Source organism: Paenibacillus tundrae, from assembly GCF_030812775.1.
GTDB lineage: Bacteria > Bacillota > Bacilli > Paenibacillales > Paenibacillaceae > Paenibacillus > Paenibacillus tundrae_A.
Genome location: NZ_JAUSTI010000010.1, coordinates 158,670 through 177,066 on the forward strand (window position 1 = coordinate 158,670; position 18,397 = coordinate 177,066).

Annotated in this window: 17 protein-coding genes; 12 read left to right on the plus strand and 5 right to left on the minus strand. The window is 47.2% G+C overall.

All coding sequences use genetic code 11. The features are described from left to right. Positions 1 to 125 precede the first annotated feature (125 nt). Positions 126 to 1,280, plus strand: a complete 1,155-nt coding sequence (locus J2T19_RS18750) for a HEAT repeat domain-containing protein (protein WP_307218361.1) — start codon at positions 126 to 128, stop codon at positions 1,278 to 1,280. Continuing rightward, on the plus strand, positions 1,261 to 2,763 hold the full coding sequence (locus J2T19_RS18755; RefSeq protein ID WP_307218363.1) for a glycosyltransferase family 2 protein: 1,503 nt from the start codon (positions 1,261 to 1,263) through the stop codon (positions 2,761 to 2,763). Before J2T19_RS18750 ends, J2T19_RS18755 begins: the two co-directional genes overlap by 20 nt. Before the next feature lie 133 nt (positions 2,764 to 2,896). Here J2T19_RS18755 and J2T19_RS18760 read toward each other — a convergent pair whose 3' ends face one another. Next, a complete protein-coding gene (locus tag J2T19_RS18760; RefSeq protein WP_307218365.1) occupies positions 2,897 to 3,472 on the minus strand; it encodes a TetR/AcrR family transcriptional regulator in 576 nt (191 codons plus the stop codon). Continuing rightward, complete coding sequence (locus J2T19_RS18765; protein ID WP_307218367.1) at positions 3,469 to 4,194, minus strand: MBL fold metallo-hydrolase; 726 nt, start codon at positions 4,192 to 4,194, stop codon at positions 3,469 to 3,471. The genes J2T19_RS18760 and J2T19_RS18765 overlap by 4 nt, the downstream gene beginning before the upstream one ends. 419 nt (positions 4,195 to 4,613) lie before the next feature. Between J2T19_RS18765 and J2T19_RS18770 the strand changes: the two genes are divergently transcribed. The 4 genes from J2T19_RS18770 (at position 4,614) to J2T19_RS18785 (ending at position 7,733) form a co-directional block, all read left to right on the plus strand. After that, a complete protein-coding gene (locus J2T19_RS18770) occupies positions 4,614 to 5,078 on the plus strand; it encodes an RrF2 family transcriptional regulator (RefSeq protein ID WP_307218370.1) in 465 nt (154 codons plus the stop codon). A gap of 267 nt (positions 5,079 to 5,345) precedes the next feature. Then, complete coding sequence (locus J2T19_RS18775) at positions 5,346 to 5,963, plus strand: nitroreductase family protein (protein ID WP_370874900.1); 618 nt, start codon at positions 5,346 to 5,348, stop codon at positions 5,961 to 5,963. Between the two features lie 227 nt (positions 5,964 to 6,190). Next, complete coding sequence (locus J2T19_RS18780; protein WP_307218374.1) at positions 6,191 to 6,901, plus strand: hypothetical protein; 711 nt, start codon at positions 6,191 to 6,193, stop codon at positions 6,899 to 6,901. Between the two features lie 73 nt (positions 6,902 to 6,974). Then, on the plus strand, positions 6,975 to 7,733 hold the full coding sequence (locus tag J2T19_RS18785) for a hypothetical protein (RefSeq protein ID WP_307218376.1): 759 nt from the start codon (positions 6,975 to 6,977) through the stop codon (positions 7,731 to 7,733). A 228-nt stretch (positions 7,734 to 7,961) separates the two neighbouring features. Here J2T19_RS18785 and J2T19_RS18790 read toward each other — a convergent pair whose 3' ends face one another. After that, positions 7,962 to 8,645: an S-layer homology domain-containing protein gene (locus J2T19_RS18790; RefSeq protein WP_307218378.1), complete on the minus strand. Its 684-nt coding sequence runs from the start codon at positions 8,643 to 8,645 to the stop codon at positions 7,962 to 7,964. A 126-nt stretch (positions 8,646 to 8,771) separates the two neighbouring features. Beyond that, the gene (locus tag J2T19_RS18795; RefSeq protein ID WP_307218380.1) at positions 8,772 to 9,674 is read right to left on the minus strand and encodes an AraC family transcriptional regulator; all 903 of its coding nucleotides are present in this window, start codon (positions 9,672 to 9,674) and stop codon (positions 8,772 to 8,774) included. 246 nt (positions 9,675 to 9,920) lie between these two features. On the opposite strand from J2T19_RS18795, the gene J2T19_RS18800 reads away from it, so the two are divergent. The 6 genes from J2T19_RS18800 (at position 9,921) to J2T19_RS18825 (ending at position 17,078) form a co-directional block, all read left to right on the plus strand. Next, complete coding sequence (locus J2T19_RS18800) at positions 9,921 to 10,976, plus strand: lactonase family protein (RefSeq protein WP_307218382.1); 1,056 nt, start codon at positions 9,921 to 9,923, stop codon at positions 10,974 to 10,976. 296 nt (positions 10,977 to 11,272) lie between these two features. Next, the gene (locus tag J2T19_RS18805) at positions 11,273 to 13,147 is read left to right on the plus strand and encodes a rhamnogalacturonan lyase (RefSeq protein ID WP_307218384.1); all 1,875 of its coding nucleotides are present in this window, start codon (positions 11,273 to 11,275) and stop codon (positions 13,145 to 13,147) included. Positions 13,148 to 13,645: 498 nt separating this feature from the next. Further along, positions 13,646 to 14,725 carry a sulfate ABC transporter substrate-binding protein gene (locus tag J2T19_RS18810; protein WP_239293025.1) on the plus strand — a complete coding sequence of 360 codons (1,080 nt, stop codon included), beginning with the start codon at positions 13,646 to 13,648 and terminating at the stop codon, positions 14,723 to 14,725. 78 nt (positions 14,726 to 14,803) lie between these two features. Further along, positions 14,804 to 15,640: a sulfate ABC transporter permease subunit CysT gene (cysT, locus tag J2T19_RS18815; protein WP_307218388.1), complete on the plus strand. Its 837-nt coding sequence runs from the start codon at positions 14,804 to 14,806 to the stop codon at positions 15,638 to 15,640. Positions 15,641 to 15,769: 129 nt separating this feature from the next. Next, positions 15,770 to 16,645, plus strand: a complete 876-nt coding sequence (gene cysW, locus J2T19_RS18820; RefSeq protein WP_307218390.1) for a sulfate ABC transporter permease subunit CysW — start codon at positions 15,770 to 15,772, stop codon at positions 16,643 to 16,645. A gap of 190 nt (positions 16,646 to 16,835) precedes the next feature. Further along, a complete protein-coding gene (locus J2T19_RS18825) occupies positions 16,836 to 17,078 on the plus strand; it encodes a YezD family protein (RefSeq protein WP_145050248.1) in 243 nt (80 codons plus the stop codon). Between the two features lie 267 nt (positions 17,079 to 17,345). Here J2T19_RS18825 and J2T19_RS18830 read toward each other — a convergent pair whose 3' ends face one another. Then, positions 17,346 to 18,245 carry a hypothetical protein gene (locus J2T19_RS18830; RefSeq protein WP_307218392.1) on the minus strand — a complete coding sequence of 300 codons (900 nt, stop codon included), beginning with the start codon at positions 18,243 to 18,245 and terminating at the stop codon, positions 17,346 to 17,348. Positions 18,246 to 18,397 lie beyond the last annotated feature (152 nt).

Genomic DNA, 18,397 nt, shown 5'->3' on the forward strand with positions numbered 1-18,397 from the left:
TAAGGACGGCTAATAATCAGCAGGTCATACGTATATCGCACCGGTTGTAAGACGAACATTGTGCGTTGGAAATGGTTACTAGTGTAACCAAAGGTGGGCGGTTTATTCGATTGAGGGGATAAGTCATGAGTGAATATATGAGAGACAAAATGCAGGGGTTTGGGAGATCCATGTCCGGGTGGACGGAAACGGGAAGTAACTATTTGGTTCAGGTGACCGGTGTAATCTGTGGAGGCGTGTTCGTGACGCTTCTCATTATCTATCTCATCTTGTTGTGGAGAAATCAGCTGAAGAAGCGAACGCTAAAACTCCAAAAAAGAGCATTCCGTGACCTAATCGCTGATGATTCTGCACTTCGTCATTATTTTGCAGGAGGAGAGATCACACCTAAGCTGCTGGATATGAGGAAAGTTCAGCATGAAGCGTTACAGGAAGTGTTATTGCAACAACTAGAGGACAGTGCGGATGATCTCCAAAGGGAAAAGATTCGCTTCCTCGCAGGTCAAGTATTTGGAACGTTGTACCGGACTAAGCTTCGTTCAATAAGATGGAGTCAACGTATTAATACATTGCTCTATATAGAGCAATTTCAGATGACGGAACTTCTGCCTAGACTGGAAGAGATGATGCGTTCTTCGTTATGCACGAATCAGGAACGATTTATTATTCTGAGAATGTACGCTAGGACAGGCTATGTACGCTTAGTGAAAGAGTTGCTCAGGAAAAACACAGCCATGTCGGATTCGCAATATTTGCAGATTATGCTATTACTTACGGATGAGATCTGGGAGAAGGTCATTGATCACTATGAGGAGCTTCCCATGCAGGCAAAGTATAACGTCGTGGATGCGATGCGCATTCGAAATGTGCAGTCGACGAGAGAGCTGGCATTATTAGAACGACTGCTATTCGAAGACCATGTGGAGCAGCGCATCTTTTCGCTTCGTGCTTTAGCCCAGATTGGTAAGCTGAGTGATGGGACTAAGGAAAAGCTACTGCTGGCTTGGGAAGAAGAGAGAGGTATTCGATCACGTCTAGAACGACTCATGTACGCTAGGTTGTTGGGACGTGTTCATACAGAGGGATTTATTGAGCATCTGAATGGACTTATGGGTGATCCTGCTTACGAAATAAGGCAGGAAGCTGCGAACTCTCTCGCTCAATATGATCAAGGAATCGAGAAATTACGCTGCGTAGCAAGGGTACATCCGGACAAATACGCGAGGCAGATAGCGGAAGAAACGCTGGAAAGGAAGCAGTATGAACGAAAGATGGCTTGAGCTGCTGCAGAGTTTAATTCTGTTATGTTATAAAGGCATATGGATCTACCTTGTTGTGGTGATCATCGCATGTATTTGGTTATTTCTAGCTGCGGTTCGTACAATGGTGCGAAAAAAGGATCTGGATCTGCTTCACTATGATGAAGTGCTTAATGAAGCACTCGCTCCCCCGGTGTCTGTACTTTATCCGGTACATAATCGAGAGAACACCATTATTGCGGATGTAAATCATCTCCTTGATATCCATTATGGCTGCTACGAAGTGATTGTTATTAATGATGGATCAATAGACGGTACGATGGAACGCTTAATGGAAGTGTATGAGCTGTCTACGGTGAAGAGCAAGACCCATTATTCCAGTATTGGGCAGGCAGTTGGAGAGATTAGAGGTACATATCGTTCAATGCGATATGACAATCTTGTCGTGGTCGACAAGCAATATGGAGGACACTCCGATGCATTGAATGCGGGAATACGTGTGTCTCAGTATCCGTATTTTGCATCCATTGGCCCTACGACCATGCTGGACAAATATGCATTTGTGAAAATGATGAAGCCCGTTATGGCCGCATTACCGGGTGAAGAGATTATCGCGTGTGGCGGAAGGTTAGAGCTTGCGGACTCGCAGAGGGTGTCCTGCTCCAGATTTCATATTCAAGGAGAGAAGCCCGCCGCAGCTCTTCCAAGGAGTCCACTACTTATGATGCAGAGGATTGAATATATCCGTGTATTTCTCATCAGTGGATTGGGCTTGGTTAGATACAATATCAATACGTTATTGTTTACGTCAGAAGCGTTTGGGTTGTTCAAAAAAAGTTATGTTATGGAAATCGGAGGATTCAATCCTGATCCAAGAATGGCTCATCTAGAGCTGATCATGCGTCTTCACAGGCACATGAAACAGATCAAGGGCAGGGGACGCATCGTGTATATTGATGACCCTGTAAGCAGTATGAAGGTACCTGAGTCATGTGCTGGGCTGCACCAGCAGCGAATACGCTGGCATCGTCAGTTGACCAACACCATGTGGGAGCAACGGGAGATGGCAGGCAATCCGAAGTATGGTTGGATGGGCATGGTGACGATCCCTTATTTTATCATGGTCGAATTGATTGGGCCTGTTTTGGAAATAGGGACGCTATTGCTATTATTCGTAGGTCTGCTGCTGCCGTTTGTGGAGAATAGTCTATTAGTTGTGCTGGGTATGCTCTTACTGCTCTATGGCTCACTCCTATCTGCGGCAGTCATTCTATTTGAGGTTTGGCTGGCACGTAGAAGGTATAAGGCACGTGAAGTCACGCGTCTGTTCTTATACGCGTTATCCGAATCGTTCTGGTTCAGACCAATGAACAACATCTTTCGTATTCATGGACTTATTAAGGCAATTTGGAGTCTGAGAGGGCATGGCAGCTCAAGAGGTTCGGCTTATTCGGAGCTTCCGGCAGATAAGTACACGGGTCATGCAGTGAAACAATATAATTGAGTTGAACTTGCAGGTGGATCGTATAGGACAGGGTCATGTGCCTAGAGCCTAGGAGGCCACGATCATATAGAAGAGGAGGGTTGCAGGGATTAGCTGCAGCCCTCTTGCGCGTTATGAGGTTACGGGCGGAACGTTAACTGTCTTTACTGCGTTGTTTTAGTCCGTCTAGGAAGGATGAAATGGTGAAATGCAGGCTCGCGCTAGGTTCAAAATTCATGGCAAATCCACCTTGTGCACCGATGGAGGCAAAGCCATGGCACAAACTACGTAGTCCACGTACCGCATGTAGTGCATCGGCTTCGGACAGTCCATACGGCTGTAAGGAGTCCAGCAACAACTGTAGCGCTACAGTGCTGGCCGCGGCGAGCTGTGGCTCATCCCGATCAGGGGCATGGAAGGAAGCCTCGTAAAGCCCGGGATGTTGGCGTACAAAATCAATGTAGGCGGTAGCGATATCCTGAATGGCTTCGCTACCGACACGTCCTGCGGCGGCCACGGTTAGTGCCTGGCCGAGCTGCTCTACGGACATCAGCGCAAGCTCCTGGCGAAGCCCGGGTAGGCCGCTGATGTGGTTATATAGCGACGGGGAGCGCACATCGAGTCGCTGGGCCAATGCGGCCAGCGTCAGCGCATGGAATCCGTCGCTATCAGCAAGCTGGGCCGCGGCATTCAGCAGCATGCCGCGATCCAGCCCTTGCCGCGGGCTCATTGAAGCCCTCCGGCAAGGCGCAGCCGTTGCGCTGCGTCAGCCGTTGCCGCGCGCATCGCCGCTGCTGGCTGACGTAACATTCGTCCGTGGCCTACAGCCAGCACGGACGGCTCTAGCTCAGCCAAGCGCTTAGCGCTGGCAAGAGCAGTCTCGCGGTGCCATGTGGCTAGCGCGGGAAATGGAAAGAGGGGGCGCAGCTGGCCAGCAACGGCCAAGCCGCCTTGCAGTTGATAGGCATCGCCAGCGATGAGGACACCGCTGCGCGTATCCATAAATGCCATGTGCCCTGGTGTATGACCAGGGGTAGCAATCGCCAGTAACGATCCAATGCGATCCCCATCTTCCAGTAGGTAATCTGGGCGGGTGTGAATGTTCTTGGGTACACTGCCACGTACGGGAGTCTGCGGTTCATCAGGTGATAGCGAAGCATCTCCAGTGAGTAGTACCGCGTCCCGTCTTGAGATTAGCACCTCTACATTGGGGAGTGCGTTCTTGAGACCGTCTAAGGCACCAACATGATCGCCATGGGCATGAGTTAGAATGACCTTGGTGATAGGTTTGTTAAGAGATTGAGCAGTGGCGAGAATACCCTTAAGACTGAACGGCATTCCTGCGTCGATCAGAGTTAATTCAGTGTCCTCTTCAACAAGATAAACGTTCACAGGAAAGAGTCGAGGTAGGAATGAAACTTGAATGACATGATATTCACGCGTAATACGCATCGTAATTCCTCCTTAAAACTAATGGTATTAGTAATATAACTAATGGCATTAGTTTTTGCAATACCCTTTGCAAAAATAACAGAAGATAAGAAAAGTTTATTTTAACAAAAAAAGCGTTTTCAAAATAAAGATTACCGATTATAATGATCAAGTAAGCCCTTTCATATGTCTATCTTATTGGAGCCTTTCGCGAAGCGGAGGGCTCACTTTTTTGTTTTCTTATATAGGTTAAGTACATGGTGACCAAGCAAAGGGTGGCTTGGGTGGGAGGCTGTATATATAGACACATCAAGGGATATCCTGTGTTCAGGCACTACCGCAGAAGAAGTTGACAAACATAACTGTCATTCATATAATAACAGTTGTACTTACCTTGGATTGAAGTCCATCGGTGTTTTTTGCCGGGAAGGGAGTAAGTCATGAACAGCGAATTTACCATTGCCGTCCATTGTCTTGTGTTTCTATCCATGAAGGAAGACTGTATGGCCAATAGTGAAGATTTGTCTCATAGTGTGGGTACACACCCTGCCAGAGTTCGTAAGGTGCTAAGTGTGCTGCGGAAGCATGGGTATTTGACCACTAAAGAAGGCGCTCACGGAGGGTACCTGCTTAACCGTCCAAGTGATGAGATCAAGCTTGGGGAATTGTACAGACTGGTTGCTGGAGGTTCACTTGGGCCCAATTGGTGTTCTGGCGAATCTGGTTCGCCATGCGTTGTGTCCTCTAACATGAGGGATGTCATGGGAGGCATATATGACGGAGGCGAGGAAGCGCTGAGCATTTATTTTGATCGCATTTCCATTGAGGATGTGAAGCATCGGATCGGGAAATGTGAAGGGATCTCCAAGTCCATGAATGAGTTATTGAGACAAGATAAGGATTAATTCTGGCTACAGTTTACCTGGAGACTGTGGACTGATTATATAACATAACAAGCGTTGCCCCGGTTTTACGATTCATGAAGGCTTCAAGATTATTCCGGGCATAACGTGAACACAGATAGAGTCTATCTTCTGGGCTGATGTTATTTTCGGAAGGTGGTTATGTCACTACACCATTTATCATGATTGTTGGATTAGAGCCTTGCGAAATTAAAGCGAAATAAACAGCAATGATATTTACAATAATTAATAGAATTAGGAGTGGAGAACATGTCTAACAATGAAACACTTCGCGTAATTAGCGAACGTCACGCTGTCAAAAAATACGAAAAAGGTTTTGTAATGCCTGAGGCTGACTTGAATGCAATCTTGACTGCAGCTTCCGAAGCACCGTCTTCTTGGAACCTGCAACACTGGAAATTCCTCGTGATTGAGTCCGAAGCGGACAAAGCTAAGTTGCTGCCAATCGCTTATGGCCAAAGTCAAATCGTAGACAGCTCAGTTACAATTGCTGTTCTAGGTGACTTGGAAGCTAACCGCAACACCTTTATCTATGATCAGGCTGTTGAAGCTGGCGCATTGCCTGCTGAGGTTCGCGATGCATTGGTTGGTCAAATCAACGGTGCTTACCAAAGCGCGCAAACTGCACGTGATGAAGCGATCCGTAACGCATCGTTTGCTTCGCAAAACATTATGCTCGCTGCACGTTCTTTGGGTTATGATACTTGCCCAATGGGTGGTTACAATCCACAACAATTGGTCGAAACGTTCAACATTCCTGCACGTTACATCCCAACATTGTTGATCACTGTAGGTAAAGCTGCAGAACCAGCTCGTCCAGCAGGTCGTTTCCCATTGTCCGAAACTGTAGTTAAAGGTTCTTTCTAAGATAGAGCCACAATAAGCATCGCCATATGGTGTGTAATAAAACAGCCGCATGATCCTCCAATGAGAGGACATGCGGCTGTTTTGCGTTTTAAAGGAGTTGAATCGGGCAGGTACAGCTAGGCGGTTCAATTGTCTCTATTTTTTAAATAATATAATACAATTTATAAACTTATTGGGTATCGTGCATGTGTATAGTTAGAACAAATGATTCAAATGGAGGATATATCTTGAAGAAGATCATGATGGTAATGGTGGGAGCATTGTTGTTGTCTGGGTGTAGTGATAATCAAGTCATACTTCCTAAGGGGAACTCAGTGGAAAATAGCTTGGAATCGGCGACAACCATCCCAGATTTGCTTTTGGCTGAAAATAAGAATGATCAAGTTGCAATCTATGGTAGGGCACAGGGAGATGTATTTTCTTTGCTCACTGTCCAAATAGATCAAGCGTCCCAAACGTATTCTTGGAGTAATGTGAGCAATCCATCGTTTTATCCAGTCATTTATCGTGGTTCTCTTGGTACAGAAGGCGAGGATCTGATTGTGGTTGTATTAACGAAGGGTACAGGCACAGGTATACATGAATCAGAGGTACATGTTCTAAGACCTGATTTTACGGAAATTCCAGTCGTAGATCCGAGGGAGTTTGTGTTGAAGGAGGTACAACTTGAGCTCCATAGGGAACAGGCACTTCGCCACTATACGCTGAAAGTGAATGAACACGAGTATTCTTATGATATCCATGACCGTGATTCAAGTGACTGGTTTGAGCAACCTTCTGTTCAAAATATAATTAGGTATGATGTGCAAGACCAAGGGCTCGTTGCCGAATTGCCCATTCAGATTGCTATAGGTCAGTACTTAGGAAATGCCATAGTGAAGTATAGGCTTGTTAACGGAGAACTGCGGCCTAGCATGGTAGAATTGTCCGTGGAATAATCGAAATGAATTGATGTGATGATGTACTGTAGAACAGGTAGCTATTAGCTTCGAGATGAAAGGGAGATATGAGTTGAAGAAAGTACTGGCCTTATTGATGTTGGTAAGTGCAGTTTGTTTATCGGGGTGCGCATCCAATCAACTAACAACCGATCTGAAGCAGGCGGACGAGTCTTCGAATGAACTGGAGGTGGTGCAGCAACAACTTCAGGTGCATCCCAAGTTCATTGCCGCTTCCGAAGATGAGCGTGTGAAGCTATATGCGATACAAGAATCCAGAGGTGAGATTGAAGGTGTGACGGTCGATATCGAGGGCAGGCAGCAAGATTTTGATTGGAGTGTCCCGAATACGGGAACCGATATGAACCCCCAGGTTTTTTATACAGATATTACGGGTGACGGTAGAGAAGAAGCGGTAATTATCATTCAGACGGGGAAAGGTACAGGGCTGGATCACTTCGAACTGCATGTCATTCGAGCGGAAGACTTCTCTGTAATTAAAGTACAACCATATGAAGAGATTGTGGCAGATCAGATCGAATCTCACGTGGCGGCCAACGAAGACGGTACTTCAGCAATTACGGTCAAAGTGCAAGGCCAAGAACATCAGTTTAATTCTAATGTTGAGCTAGCACCGGACTCCAATCATAACGAGCTGGCTTTTGGCGGGGTAGTCATCTATGCCTTAGAGAATCAACGAATTATCTCTAGATTAGGTGCGAGTATTGGAACATCTCCGCAATATGTGTGTGATTTCAAAGTAACCTACACCTTCGATCGTGTTAAAAATGAATTTGTTGCCGATCAGATTGAGATTGGTACGTATGAATAACATTTACTTTCTATCCAGCCAACATATGAGCCAACTAGCTAAGCATTCGTCAATCCATCCAACCAAGAAACCCCCTTACCGTACAGACAACGATTAGACTAAGTGCATCTTGCTCGCCGAAGTCTTCTCGTGATCTGTGATAAGGGGGCTTTTTAATATCTGAATAGACTTGAAAGTATAACGAGAATTGCCTGTTAGCTCATGAAAGTTACAGAAATAAGGATTGAGTTATTTTTCAGGTGTCTCTGGTACGACCGGTGCGTGAAAATTATCCATATGTTCAATCGCATTGAACATCATTACGGCAGCTTCTGCACGAGTAATAACCTCTTTAGGATGGAAATTACCTTCTGCATCCAATGTGTTAATCTTGAACGCTAACGAACGCTGAACTGCTCCTTGATACTCAGGCGTAAGCTCTTGCTCATCTGTAATATCTACAGGTTGTAGCTTGATCATCGGTAGGCCGCCTTTGGCTTCGATGCCTTGCATGATGAATAGTGTAAATTGCTCACGAGTCATCGGTTTGGATGGATCGATATCATCAGCCATCTGGATGCCATTATATTTCGCACGAATGAAGGCATTGCTGTACCACACATGATCAAGCACCTTGGAGAAGGAATCACTTGGGAGAGGTTCTTTGACGAAACGGATCGTATCCAAATTCAGATCTAGTCCATCGGCAAGCAACTGTATACCTTGTGCCGTGTTTAATTGTTGTTCTGGTTTGAACAGGTTGTCGCTAACGCCTTTAATCAAACCATCGTGATGCAATGCTTCGATTTTATCTGCTCCCGCAACTCCCTGAAGATCTGTGAATCCGCCTTGCGCAGCATGAATAGGTGTAGTACCAAGAGATAAGGTTAGTAATGCTCCCGCAGTCATCAAAGCAATTATATTTTTTTTCATATCAAGTCGCCTCACTTTTCTAGGAAGGGTATCCCTTTGTATTAAAGTTATTTGCCCCTATAGACGACCCTTCCATGCAAAAGGTTGCTGCTATTTTCCAATCTCATATATATTTTTTGATATAAACTACCCTTTGGACTTGTTTCGATAATCGGTAGGTGATTGACCCATCATTTTACGGAACAAACGTGAGAAATAATAAGGATCTTTGAAGCCAAGCTTCGAGCTAATCTGCTTCACCGTCCAATCGGTAAAATCAAGGTAGCGACAGGAATGTTGAATTTTAAGCCTCAGAAAATAATCAATGGGAGAATGTCCTGTAGCTTGCTTGAACAATTGTGAATAATGCGGGGCAGACAGGCTGGCTTGTGCAGCCAACTCTTTCAGTGTTACTCCGCTCTCCAGATGCTGTAGCATGTATTGCACAGACTGTTCGGCAGCTCGTTTGCTACTAATCATATGACCCTCTGTACCATGTCCGTAAGCGAGCATGCCTAACATATATCCAACAATCTGTGAGGTGTACGTCATCGTCTGTATGGAATAACCTGTCTCTAGTGTTCCATAGCACTCATGATATAGCTCCAGCCACTTCTGAGCTTTCGCCGGAGCCATGGTCAATACACCTCCAGTGAGCAGTGGCTCCATATAGGCGGAGGCATGTTCACCACGTAAGTGAATCCAGTAGATACTCCAGGGATCAGCTGAGTATGCACCATAGGTATGTGCAACATGGGCAGGAAGAACAACGAGACTGCCTGCCTTAACATCTTGCCTTTTACCTCCGTCGGTGGTGTACCATCCAGTACCTTCAACACAGTACATTAAAATATGGGAAGGGCAGCCCTCTGGCCGATCCCGATAATGGTGCTCCGCTTCGTGAAAATAACCAATGTCAGTCACGTACAAAGCGGACGTTACAGGAGAAGCTGCGGCCTCCTCTAGTAGCGGGTCAGGTAATACGATTAGTTTTTGCATACGGAATCCGTCGGATTTGCGTAACGTAGATAAGCTGTTATATGGTTTCATACTTGTATTATGGTGAGGTAAAATATATGAGTCAATGATATTTGCGCAAGCGTTATCAAGATGAGCTTTGGAAGAATAACTTGTGCATAGAAACTGAAGGAAAACAAAGAGAATTGGTTAAGTACATAACAGAGAAGCAATATGAATTTTAGTTTTGAAGTTAGACATTAACGTTGAAGTTAGGGATTTTTCAGGCACGACCTAGCATGTAGGCACCTATTTGAACATATAAGGAGCGATGGAGGAATGGAGCAAGCTGTGAGCAAGGATACGTTTTTCTATATTGGAACTTATGCATCAGCGGATCAACCCGGTATTTATGTAGGTGCGCTGGATTCGGATACAGGCGAGATGCGGATTGCACATGATATTGCAGGGGTAGATAACCCATCTTACTTGGCTTTGAGTCCAGATCAAAATTCTCTATATGTTGCAAGTGAAACGGATGAGGGAGAGGTATTGGTCTACCGCCGGGGCAAGTCCACGGGTGAGCTGCACCTCATGGATCGCAAAAGCACCAAAGGAGCTTCACCTTGTTATGTATCAGTCACAGAGGATGGCAAGTGGGTACTCACCTCCAATTATAGCAGTGGGAGTGTCAACGTATTTCCCGTAGGTGATCAAGATACGTTAGGTGAGATGAGCGCATTAATTGAGCATACGGGAAGAGGTTTGAATGACGACCGTCAGGAAGGGCCGCATGCACACTCCATTCAGCCAGATCCATCAGGGCAATATGCGGTTGTATGCGATCTGGGCTTAGATCAGATCATTGTCTACCGCCTGGAAGAAGGTCGATTGGTCACACACCGTGAGACGAGCCAGCCCCCAGGTTCAGGGCCAAGACATCTCGTATTTCACAAGAATGGGAAGTGGGCATATGTCGTTAATGAGCTCAATAATACGGTGACGGCATTCATGTACGATGCGCGCAGGGGAGAGTTTAGCACCGTACAACATATATCCACTCTTCCTGAAGGACATACGGGAGAAGGCACAGCTGCCGATATCCGAATCTCCCCTTGTGGACGTTTCCTATACGCCTCCAACCGTGGAGACGATAGTATTGTGCTCTATCATATTGATCAAGAGTCCGGTGAGCTTGAAGCGGTGGATTGGACTTCTACACTGGGACAGACTCCGCGTAACTTCAATGTACTGCCAGAGGGAATATTGCTCGTAGCTAACCAGGACAGCAACAATATCGTGGCATTCCAGGTGGATCGCGAGGATGGAAGACTGACACACACTGGCTTCAAACTGGAAGTTCCCCGTCCGGTATGCATTGTGCCTGTAGATTAAGATTATTCTCTGCTGTAATCAAAGAATACTGTACAACACATATAAGCTGTAAGATCATGTGTACGCACGTGATTTTACAGCTTTATTATGTATATGGTTGCCTATCTACCGTTCAACGATGGTGTCATTAGTGGGAGCGAAAAGAAGTTATTTTACGCAAAATAATCGAAAATTACTAATTAAGACCTATAGATGGAATTAAATGTTTAATTTAAAATGATATATATTAAAGCGCTTACAATACAGATGCGCTACAGAGCATCGGGCTTACCAACACATTTGGGGAGGCTAGTCGTATGGTCAATCGATCGTCATGGAAGCGCACGTTGCGAACGGCAGGCATTACATTATTAAGTTCAGCATTGCTTGTTACATCTCTAAGTCTAAGCGCTCCGTCGGTGACTCATGCAGCAGGAGCACGTCAGATGGAATTCCTAGACCGCGGAGTTGTGGCAGTGAAGACAGGGAATGGGGTATTTGTAAGCTGGCGGTTACTCGGTACGGAAGGTTCGAATGTTTCTTTTAACGTATATCGAGATGGTACAAAGGTGAACGCTTCACCGATCACGAACAGCACCAATCTTCAGGATGCAAGTGGAACGAACAACTCCAAGTATACGGTTCGAGCAGTCGTAGGTGGGACAGAACAGGCGGCTTCCAAGGTAGCAAGTGTGTGGGGAAATAATTATCTGACAGTGCCTCTCAGTGTTCCCGCTGGTGGGACAACCCCGGACGGAGTTGCATATACCTATAGCGCCAATGATGCCAGTGCTGGTGATCTGGATGGGGACGGCGAGTATGAGCTTATCGTGAAGTGGGATCCATCCAACTCTAAAGATAATGCGCATAGTGGTTACACAGGGGAAGTATTTATTGACGCCTACAAATTGAATGGAACTCGACTGTGGCGTATTAGTCTTGGCAAAAACATTCGCGCAGGTGCGCATTACACGCAGTTCATGGTCTATGACCTGGATGGAGACGGCAAGGCTGAGGTAGCTATGAAAACGGCCGATGGCACCAGAGATGGTGTGGGTACGGTCATCGGAGACGGCAGTAAGGATTATCGGAATAGCAGCGGATATGTGTTGTCAGGGCCAGAGTTCCTAACGGTCTTCAATGGACAGACAGGTAAAGCTCTCTCCACGGTCAATTATGAGCCTGCACGAGGGAGTGTATCGAGCTGGGGGGATAATTACGGTAACCGCGTGGATCGTTTTCTAGCTACGATTGCTTATTTGGATGGAGAGCGACCGAGTCTGGTCATGGCACGGGGCTACTACACCCGGACAGTGCTTGTGGCCTACAATTGGCGGAATGGACAATTGACGAAGCAATGGACGTTTGATTCGAACACGCCAGGCAATTCAGGTTACGCTGGACAAGGGAATCATAATTTAAGTGTGGCGGATGTGGATAACGACGGAAAAGATGAGATTATCTATGGTGCGATGGCCGTCGATCATGATGGCAAAGGGTTATACACCACAGGGCTGCATCATGGCGATGCCATGCATCTGAGTGATCTCGATCCAGATCGGCCGGGGATGGAGGTATTCCAGGTTCATGAGACACCATCCAATGCAGGCATTGAATTCCGTGATGCTAGAACAGGTCAGTTGATCTGGGGTATACCAACAACGAAGGATATCGGACGCGGCATGGCTGCGGATATCGATCCAAGATATAGAGGGGCTGAGGTATGGGCGAATGGCGCGCTGTATACAGCAAAAGGCCAAAGAATCGGGACAACCGTACCTTCGTCCACGAATTTTGGCATCTGGTGGGATGGAGATCTGCTCCGCGAACTGTTAGACAGTAACCGTATCGACAAATGGGACTATGTGAATGGGCGAACGGTGAATCTGCTAACTGCCTCTGGAGCTTCCTCCAACAACGGAACGAAGTCTACACCGAATCTTCAGGCTGATCTGCTGGGCGACTGGAGAGAGGAAGTGGTATGGCGAACCAACGATAGCTCGGCACTCCGTATTTATACGACAACAGCACTCACGGACAAACGAATCTACACGTTGATGCATGATCCGGTGTACCGGTTGGGCGTAGCTTGGCAAAATGTAGCCTATAATCAGCCGCCGCATACCAGCTTTTATCTGGGAGAAGGCATGAATCCACCTCCAGTACCGAATATCCGCATTGCTGGACAATAACGGACAAGTATCTCGGCGCATTGCATTCTGCCTGAGATTCTCATGATTCAGTCACATCAGTAACATGACGAATATGGGTCAGAGAGTAGGCGAAGGAACAGGGTATACATGCTCTGTTCCTTTTTTGCCTTTTTCCAGTTGTAAAATGAATTGGGCAAAAATCGGAAAAAACGTTTGACAGGTAAAAGGGCTGCCCTTATGATACATATAACTTACTAAACAGGTAGGAATAATTAAAAAGACTGTATAACATGATGAACTTCATGATTCAGTCCAGCAGCAGAGAATGTCATCTGAACAGAATAACGTTCTTACCGTATCGACGGAGGAACACCGCAGCACATCGAACGCGATAAAGCATACACGGCAGCGAGCCGGCATGACTTTAGGAGGGAGAGGTGTGTACAGGTGTCCCTCCGTTATTTGTTTTTCGGTGGCGTTCCAAGCTGTTCAGCCTGTTCATGTAGTCACGCAGATCCAACAGGGGGAGTGTTATTGATGAAAAAGAGAGTTCAAAAAGGTATTCTATTTGGTCTGGCACTGGTGTTGACAGGCGTGCTGGCAGGTTGTGGAGCAAATGGCGGCGATTCTAATGCAACTGGAGCATCTGGAGGGCAGGATAGTGGTGGAGATAGCCCGAAGGCCATTGAATTGTTGAATGTATCGTATGATCCGACTCGTGAGCTCTACGAGCAATACAACAAGGCGTTTGCGGCGTATTGGCAGAAGGAAAAGGGTCAAGACGTAACTATTAAACAGTCTCATGGTGGTTCGGGTAAACAGAGCCGCTCCGTCATTGATGGCTTGGATGCAGACGTGGTTACACTGGCACTGGGATATGACATTGATGCGATTGAAGACAAAGGCCTCATTAACGAAGGTTGGCAAGATAAATATGAGCATAACAGCTCCCCATATACATCAACGATTGTATTTCTGGTTCGGAAAGGCAACCCAAAAGGCATCAAAGACTGGGATGATCTAATTAAGGGTGATACTCAGGTCATTACACCGAATCCAAAAACATCTGGTGGAGCCCGCTGGAACTATCTCGCAGCTTGGGGGTATGCGCTCAAGAAGAATAACAATGACGAGGAGGCTGCAAAAGCCTTTGTAGGTGAGCTGTTCAAGCACGCACCTGTACTGGATTCCGGTGCACGCGGAGCCACAACAACGTTTGTAGAACGTGGACTTGGCGATGTACTGCTGGCTTGGGAGAATGAAGCGTTCTTGTCAGTGAAGGAACTGGGGCCGGACAAATTCGATATTGTTGTGCCTTCCGTGAGTATTCTGGCTGAGCCTCCGGTAGCTGTCGTGGACAAAAATGTCGACAAAAAGGGAAGCCGTGAAGTGGCCGACGCTTACCTGAAATATCTGTACAGTGAGGAAGGACAGACGATTGCAGCGGAGAACTATTACCGTCCAACACTGGATACCGTGGCCGAGAAATTCAAGGATCAGTTCCCGGACCTGGAGCTGTTCACACTGAATGATGTATTCGGCACATGGCGCGATACACAGGCTAAACATTTCAATGATGGCGGGGTCTTTGACCAAATTTACGTTCCGGGCAGTTAAGTCTGGGCAATCTGTACTCGATCCTATGGCAAGGAGCCAACCAGCCTGACCGGCTGAAGGCAAGAGAGGATGACGTTCATGAGCAAGGTAATAGCAACCCGGAGGCGCACGCTTCCGGGATTCGGGTTAACGATGGGATACAGCGTATTTTACCTCAGCCTTGTTGTCTTGATCCCACTGACAGCCCTGGTGTTTAACTCCACAGGGTTGACCTGGTCTATGCTGGTGGAGACAGCCACGAATCCCCGCGTGCTCGCTTCATTTAAGGTCAGCTTTCTGACCGCAGGTGTGGCGGCTTTAATCAATCTGGGATTAGGGCTGCTCTTGGCATGGGTATTGGTGCGGTATGAATTTCCGGGTAAACGGCTCTTTGATGCTGTGATTGATCTGCCATTTGCGTTGCCAACAGCGGTGGCAGGGGTTGCTCTTACGGCTTTGTATGCTGGAAACGGCTGGATTGGGCAGCTTACTGAGCCTTTGGGTATCCAATTAGCCTATTCTCAGGCGGGCATTACACTAGCTCTGATGTTTATCGGTATTCCATTTGTCGTTCGAACGGTGCAACCGGTATTAGAACAGCTGGAGGCTGAGGTTGAAGAAGCGGCTGCAACGTTAGGGGCAGGAAGGTGGCGGATATTCCGTACCATTCTACTTCCGGATCTGATTCCCCCGCTGTTGACAGGTTTCGCGTTGGCATTTGCCAGAGGTATTGGAGAGTTTGGCTCAGTGGTGTTTATTTCAGGCAATATGCCGATGAAAACGGAGATCGCGCCGCTGCTCATTATGGCGAAGCTTGAACAGTTTGATTACGCAGGAGCTACGGCTGTCGCTTTGCTGCTGTTGCTGGTTTCATTTATCCTGTTGCTGGTCATTAATTCCTTGCAACGATGGAGCCGGAAGGCAGGCAGGGCGTAACCAATTCGCATCGGTACATTCTAACGAATGGTATATCCACCGTGTACAAGAGCCGCGGGAATATCTAGGCATTCAATGGGGGTGTTATTCGATGGGAGCTTTTCACTTCAACGGAAGGAGGTGCAGCGTATGGCGGGTTCTGTTCCGCTGAGTCCTGCTTCGCGCATACCAAGTAGCCCTGGGTCAAACCGTGCAACTACGGAGGCTCCATGGGTCAAATGGCTGTTAATTGGACTGGCAGGTCTTGTATTGTTATGGTTGCTTATTTTGCCATTGGTCATTGTCTTAATGGAAGCGTTGAAACAAGGGTGGGGCGTCTATATCGCCGCTCTGACCGAACCTGATGCGATGTCAGCTCTCAAGCTGACGCTGCTCGTTGCAGCAATTACGGTACCACTCAATACGATATTTGGTGTGGCAGCAGCTTGGGTTATTACGAAGTTCCAGTTCCGGGGCAAAGGAATCATGATCACGTTAATCGACCTTCCTTTCTCCATTTCTCCCGTTGTCGGCGGGTTGATCTTTGTGCTGGTATTTGGCTCTAATGGTTGGTTCGGTCCATGGCTGGCTGAGCATGATATCAAAATTATTTTTGCGCTGCCAGGCATCGTGCTGGCGACGCTATTCATCACGTTCCCCTTCGTGGCAAGGGAACTAATTCCGCTCATGGAGGATCAGGGAACCCGTGAAGAGGAAGCGGCAGTGACGCTTGGAGCCTCGGGATGGCGGATCTTCTGGAACGTGACTTTACCCAATATTAAGTGGGGACTGCTCTACGGTATTATTCTGTGTAATGCTCGCGCGATGGGCGAGTTCGGGGCGGTATCCGTTGTATCTGGACATATACGTGGTGAGACCAACACACTGCCGCTTCATGTCGAAATTTTGTATAACGAATATCAATTCTCGGCATCATTCGCCGTCGCTTCATTGCTGCTAATCCTTGCTCTGGCAACGCTCCTGGTCAAGAGCTGGCTGGGGCATAAGAATGTGAGCGAACGATGAGCGAAGGCTAAGTACGATAAAAAAGAATCCTTAACCGGTTAACGGAAAATACCGATTGACAGCTACTGGAAGCCCTGATAATGTATAATCCAAGTATATAGGTTGGATAAGAATGTTTTATAAGTCGGATGGATATAAGTGCTTGTTCAAGTAATATTGCGGGCACAGCCCGGGAAGAGGAGGCGGCTCTATGGCTAAGCCGTTGAAAGTGGATGAGGTATGGATGGACAGAATCGCTGGACAGCTCAATGACATGGAGTTTGGGTCGCTGCACATCGTGGTACACGAGGGTCAGATTGTACAGATGGAGCGAACGGAACGTAAGCGTTTTGAAAATACACCGACAAGCAGCGCCTCCAAATCCGGCAGTGCTGCACGGAACAACACACCTCGTTCATTGCGCGGCTCCAATGCCAGCGGTGCGAAGGGATAGAGTGATGTAGTGAGATGGAGTGTTGCGGGGCAAGGGTGATGCATGAGAAGATGCATCACTAGATTGTTTAAGATGTCTCCAACAGGACTTTTTGCGCGAAGAACAGCAGTACGATGGGTAAAACAAAGAGAAGCCGCAGGGTGCGAGCTTCTCTTTGTTTTTGGTTTACTATAGTGGACACTGTGGATTAACCGCCCTTACAGGTCGGTCTATTGTTGTGCCGTGATGTTTCATAAATAGCTGCGAATGTAATCCAGCCAGCCAGCGCTACTCGTCCACTTTGGCGCCAGATTTGCGCGCTGTGTTCACTTCGGTCTCCGTAGAAGCTTCCTTTGCCGGCTCTAGCTCTGTATGCCCTGCATAAGGACGTTCACTACGAGAACTTGTACCTGTCAGACGAAAACCGGACACGAACAATATGAGCTGCAAGCCAAGCGTGTAAGGAGCGGCTACAGGCCCAATGAAGTGCAGGAGAGAGCAGAGTGCAATGAGCGCATATAACACCTTGGTCATCGTGCCGGATGCACCTGGTGTCCTGCGGCGAGGACTAGCCAAGAGCAGATAACCATAGAGCACTGTAATACATAGGGAGATGAAGCGAATCCAGAACAATGCGTTGACCCAGCCATGCCAAAATGGTTGATTCAGTCCTTGCTGAACAATGATGAAATCAGCGATCAGATACAGCCATGCCGCTACAGCAAGAGGCTCGACCGCAGGGCGAATCACATTCCAGACAGCTTCCCACCAATGCACCGAGTGTGCCTGGCTGCGAAGTTCTTCCGATAGGCTGGAGCTTTCTCGCTCCAGAGCTCTGTGCATCAAGGTTAGCCGCGCAGGATCAGGGTCTTGAATGCAGCTACGAATCTGATCCTGAAGCTGTGGTGATAGGCTAACGGCTGTTCTGCACGCCAGCATGGCGTTAAGCAATTCGTGCTGCTCCGCTTCCGTACGAGTAGATTGCCTATTTTCAATAAAAGTGAGTTGCCCGAGCAGTGGTGTCGTTATGTATAATGTATCTCGTATGGCTTGTGTTCTCCGGTCTCGACTTCGTCTAATTTCCGTGGCAGACCATATGTATATGCCTAGGAAGATGGCAATGATTCCGAGCAATAAGGCTACGAAGCCTGGATATGAGAACAGAAAAAACATCCAACGTTGCAGCACCGTTGTTCCTCCTTTGTACGAAAGTTGGGCGTAGCATAAACCCCGGTAATATAAGCTTCTCTCACTATTACACAGGAAGTAGTTGAGTTCAAGCAGAAAGATGGGAGGGAAGAGGGCATTTAACATGTTACTCACACACAACAGCCGAATCG

Coding starts and splice junctions, on each gene's coding strand:
- J2T19_RS18750 (WP_307218361.1), top strand. CDS start 126: ATGAGTGAATATATGAGAGACAAAATGCAGGGGTTTGGGAGATCCATG.
- J2T19_RS18755 (WP_307218363.1), top strand. CDS start 1,261: ATGAACGAAAGATGGCTTGAGCTGCTGCAGAGTTTAATTCTGTTATGT.
- J2T19_RS18760 (WP_307218365.1), bottom strand. CDS start 3,472: ATGAGCCCGCGGCAAGGGCTGGATCGCGGCATGCTGCTGAATGCCGCG.
- J2T19_RS18765 (WP_307218367.1), bottom strand. CDS start 4,194: ATGCGTATTACGCGTGAATATCATGTCATTCAAGTTTCATTCCTACCT.
- J2T19_RS18770 (WP_307218370.1), top strand. CDS start 4,614: ATGAACAGCGAATTTACCATTGCCGTCCATTGTCTTGTGTTTCTATCC.
- J2T19_RS18775 (WP_370874900.1), top strand. CDS start 5,346: ATGTCTAACAATGAAACACTTCGCGTAATTAGCGAACGTCACGCTGTC.
- J2T19_RS18790 (WP_307218378.1), bottom strand. CDS start 8,645: ATGAAAAAAAATATAATTGCTTTGATGACTGCGGGAGCATTACTAACC.
- J2T19_RS18795 (WP_307218380.1), bottom strand. CDS start 9,674: ATGAAACCATATAACAGCTTATCTACGTTACGCAAATCCGACGGATTC.
- J2T19_RS18800 (WP_307218382.1), top strand. CDS start 9,921: ATGGAGCAAGCTGTGAGCAAGGATACGTTTTTCTATATTGGAACTTAT.
- J2T19_RS18805 (WP_307218384.1), top strand. CDS start 11,273: ATGGTCAATCGATCGTCATGGAAGCGCACGTTGCGAACGGCAGGCATT.
- J2T19_RS18810 (WP_239293025.1), top strand. CDS start 13,646: ATGAAAAAGAGAGTTCAAAAAGGTATTCTATTTGGTCTGGCACTGGTG.
- cysT (WP_307218388.1), top strand. CDS start 14,804: ATGAGCAAGGTAATAGCAACCCGGAGGCGCACGCTTCCGGGATTCGGG.
- cysW (WP_307218390.1), top strand. CDS start 15,770: ATGGCGGGTTCTGTTCCGCTGAGTCCTGCTTCGCGCATACCAAGTAGC.
- J2T19_RS18825 (WP_145050248.1), top strand. CDS start 16,836: ATGGCTAAGCCGTTGAAAGTGGATGAGGTATGGATGGACAGAATCGCT.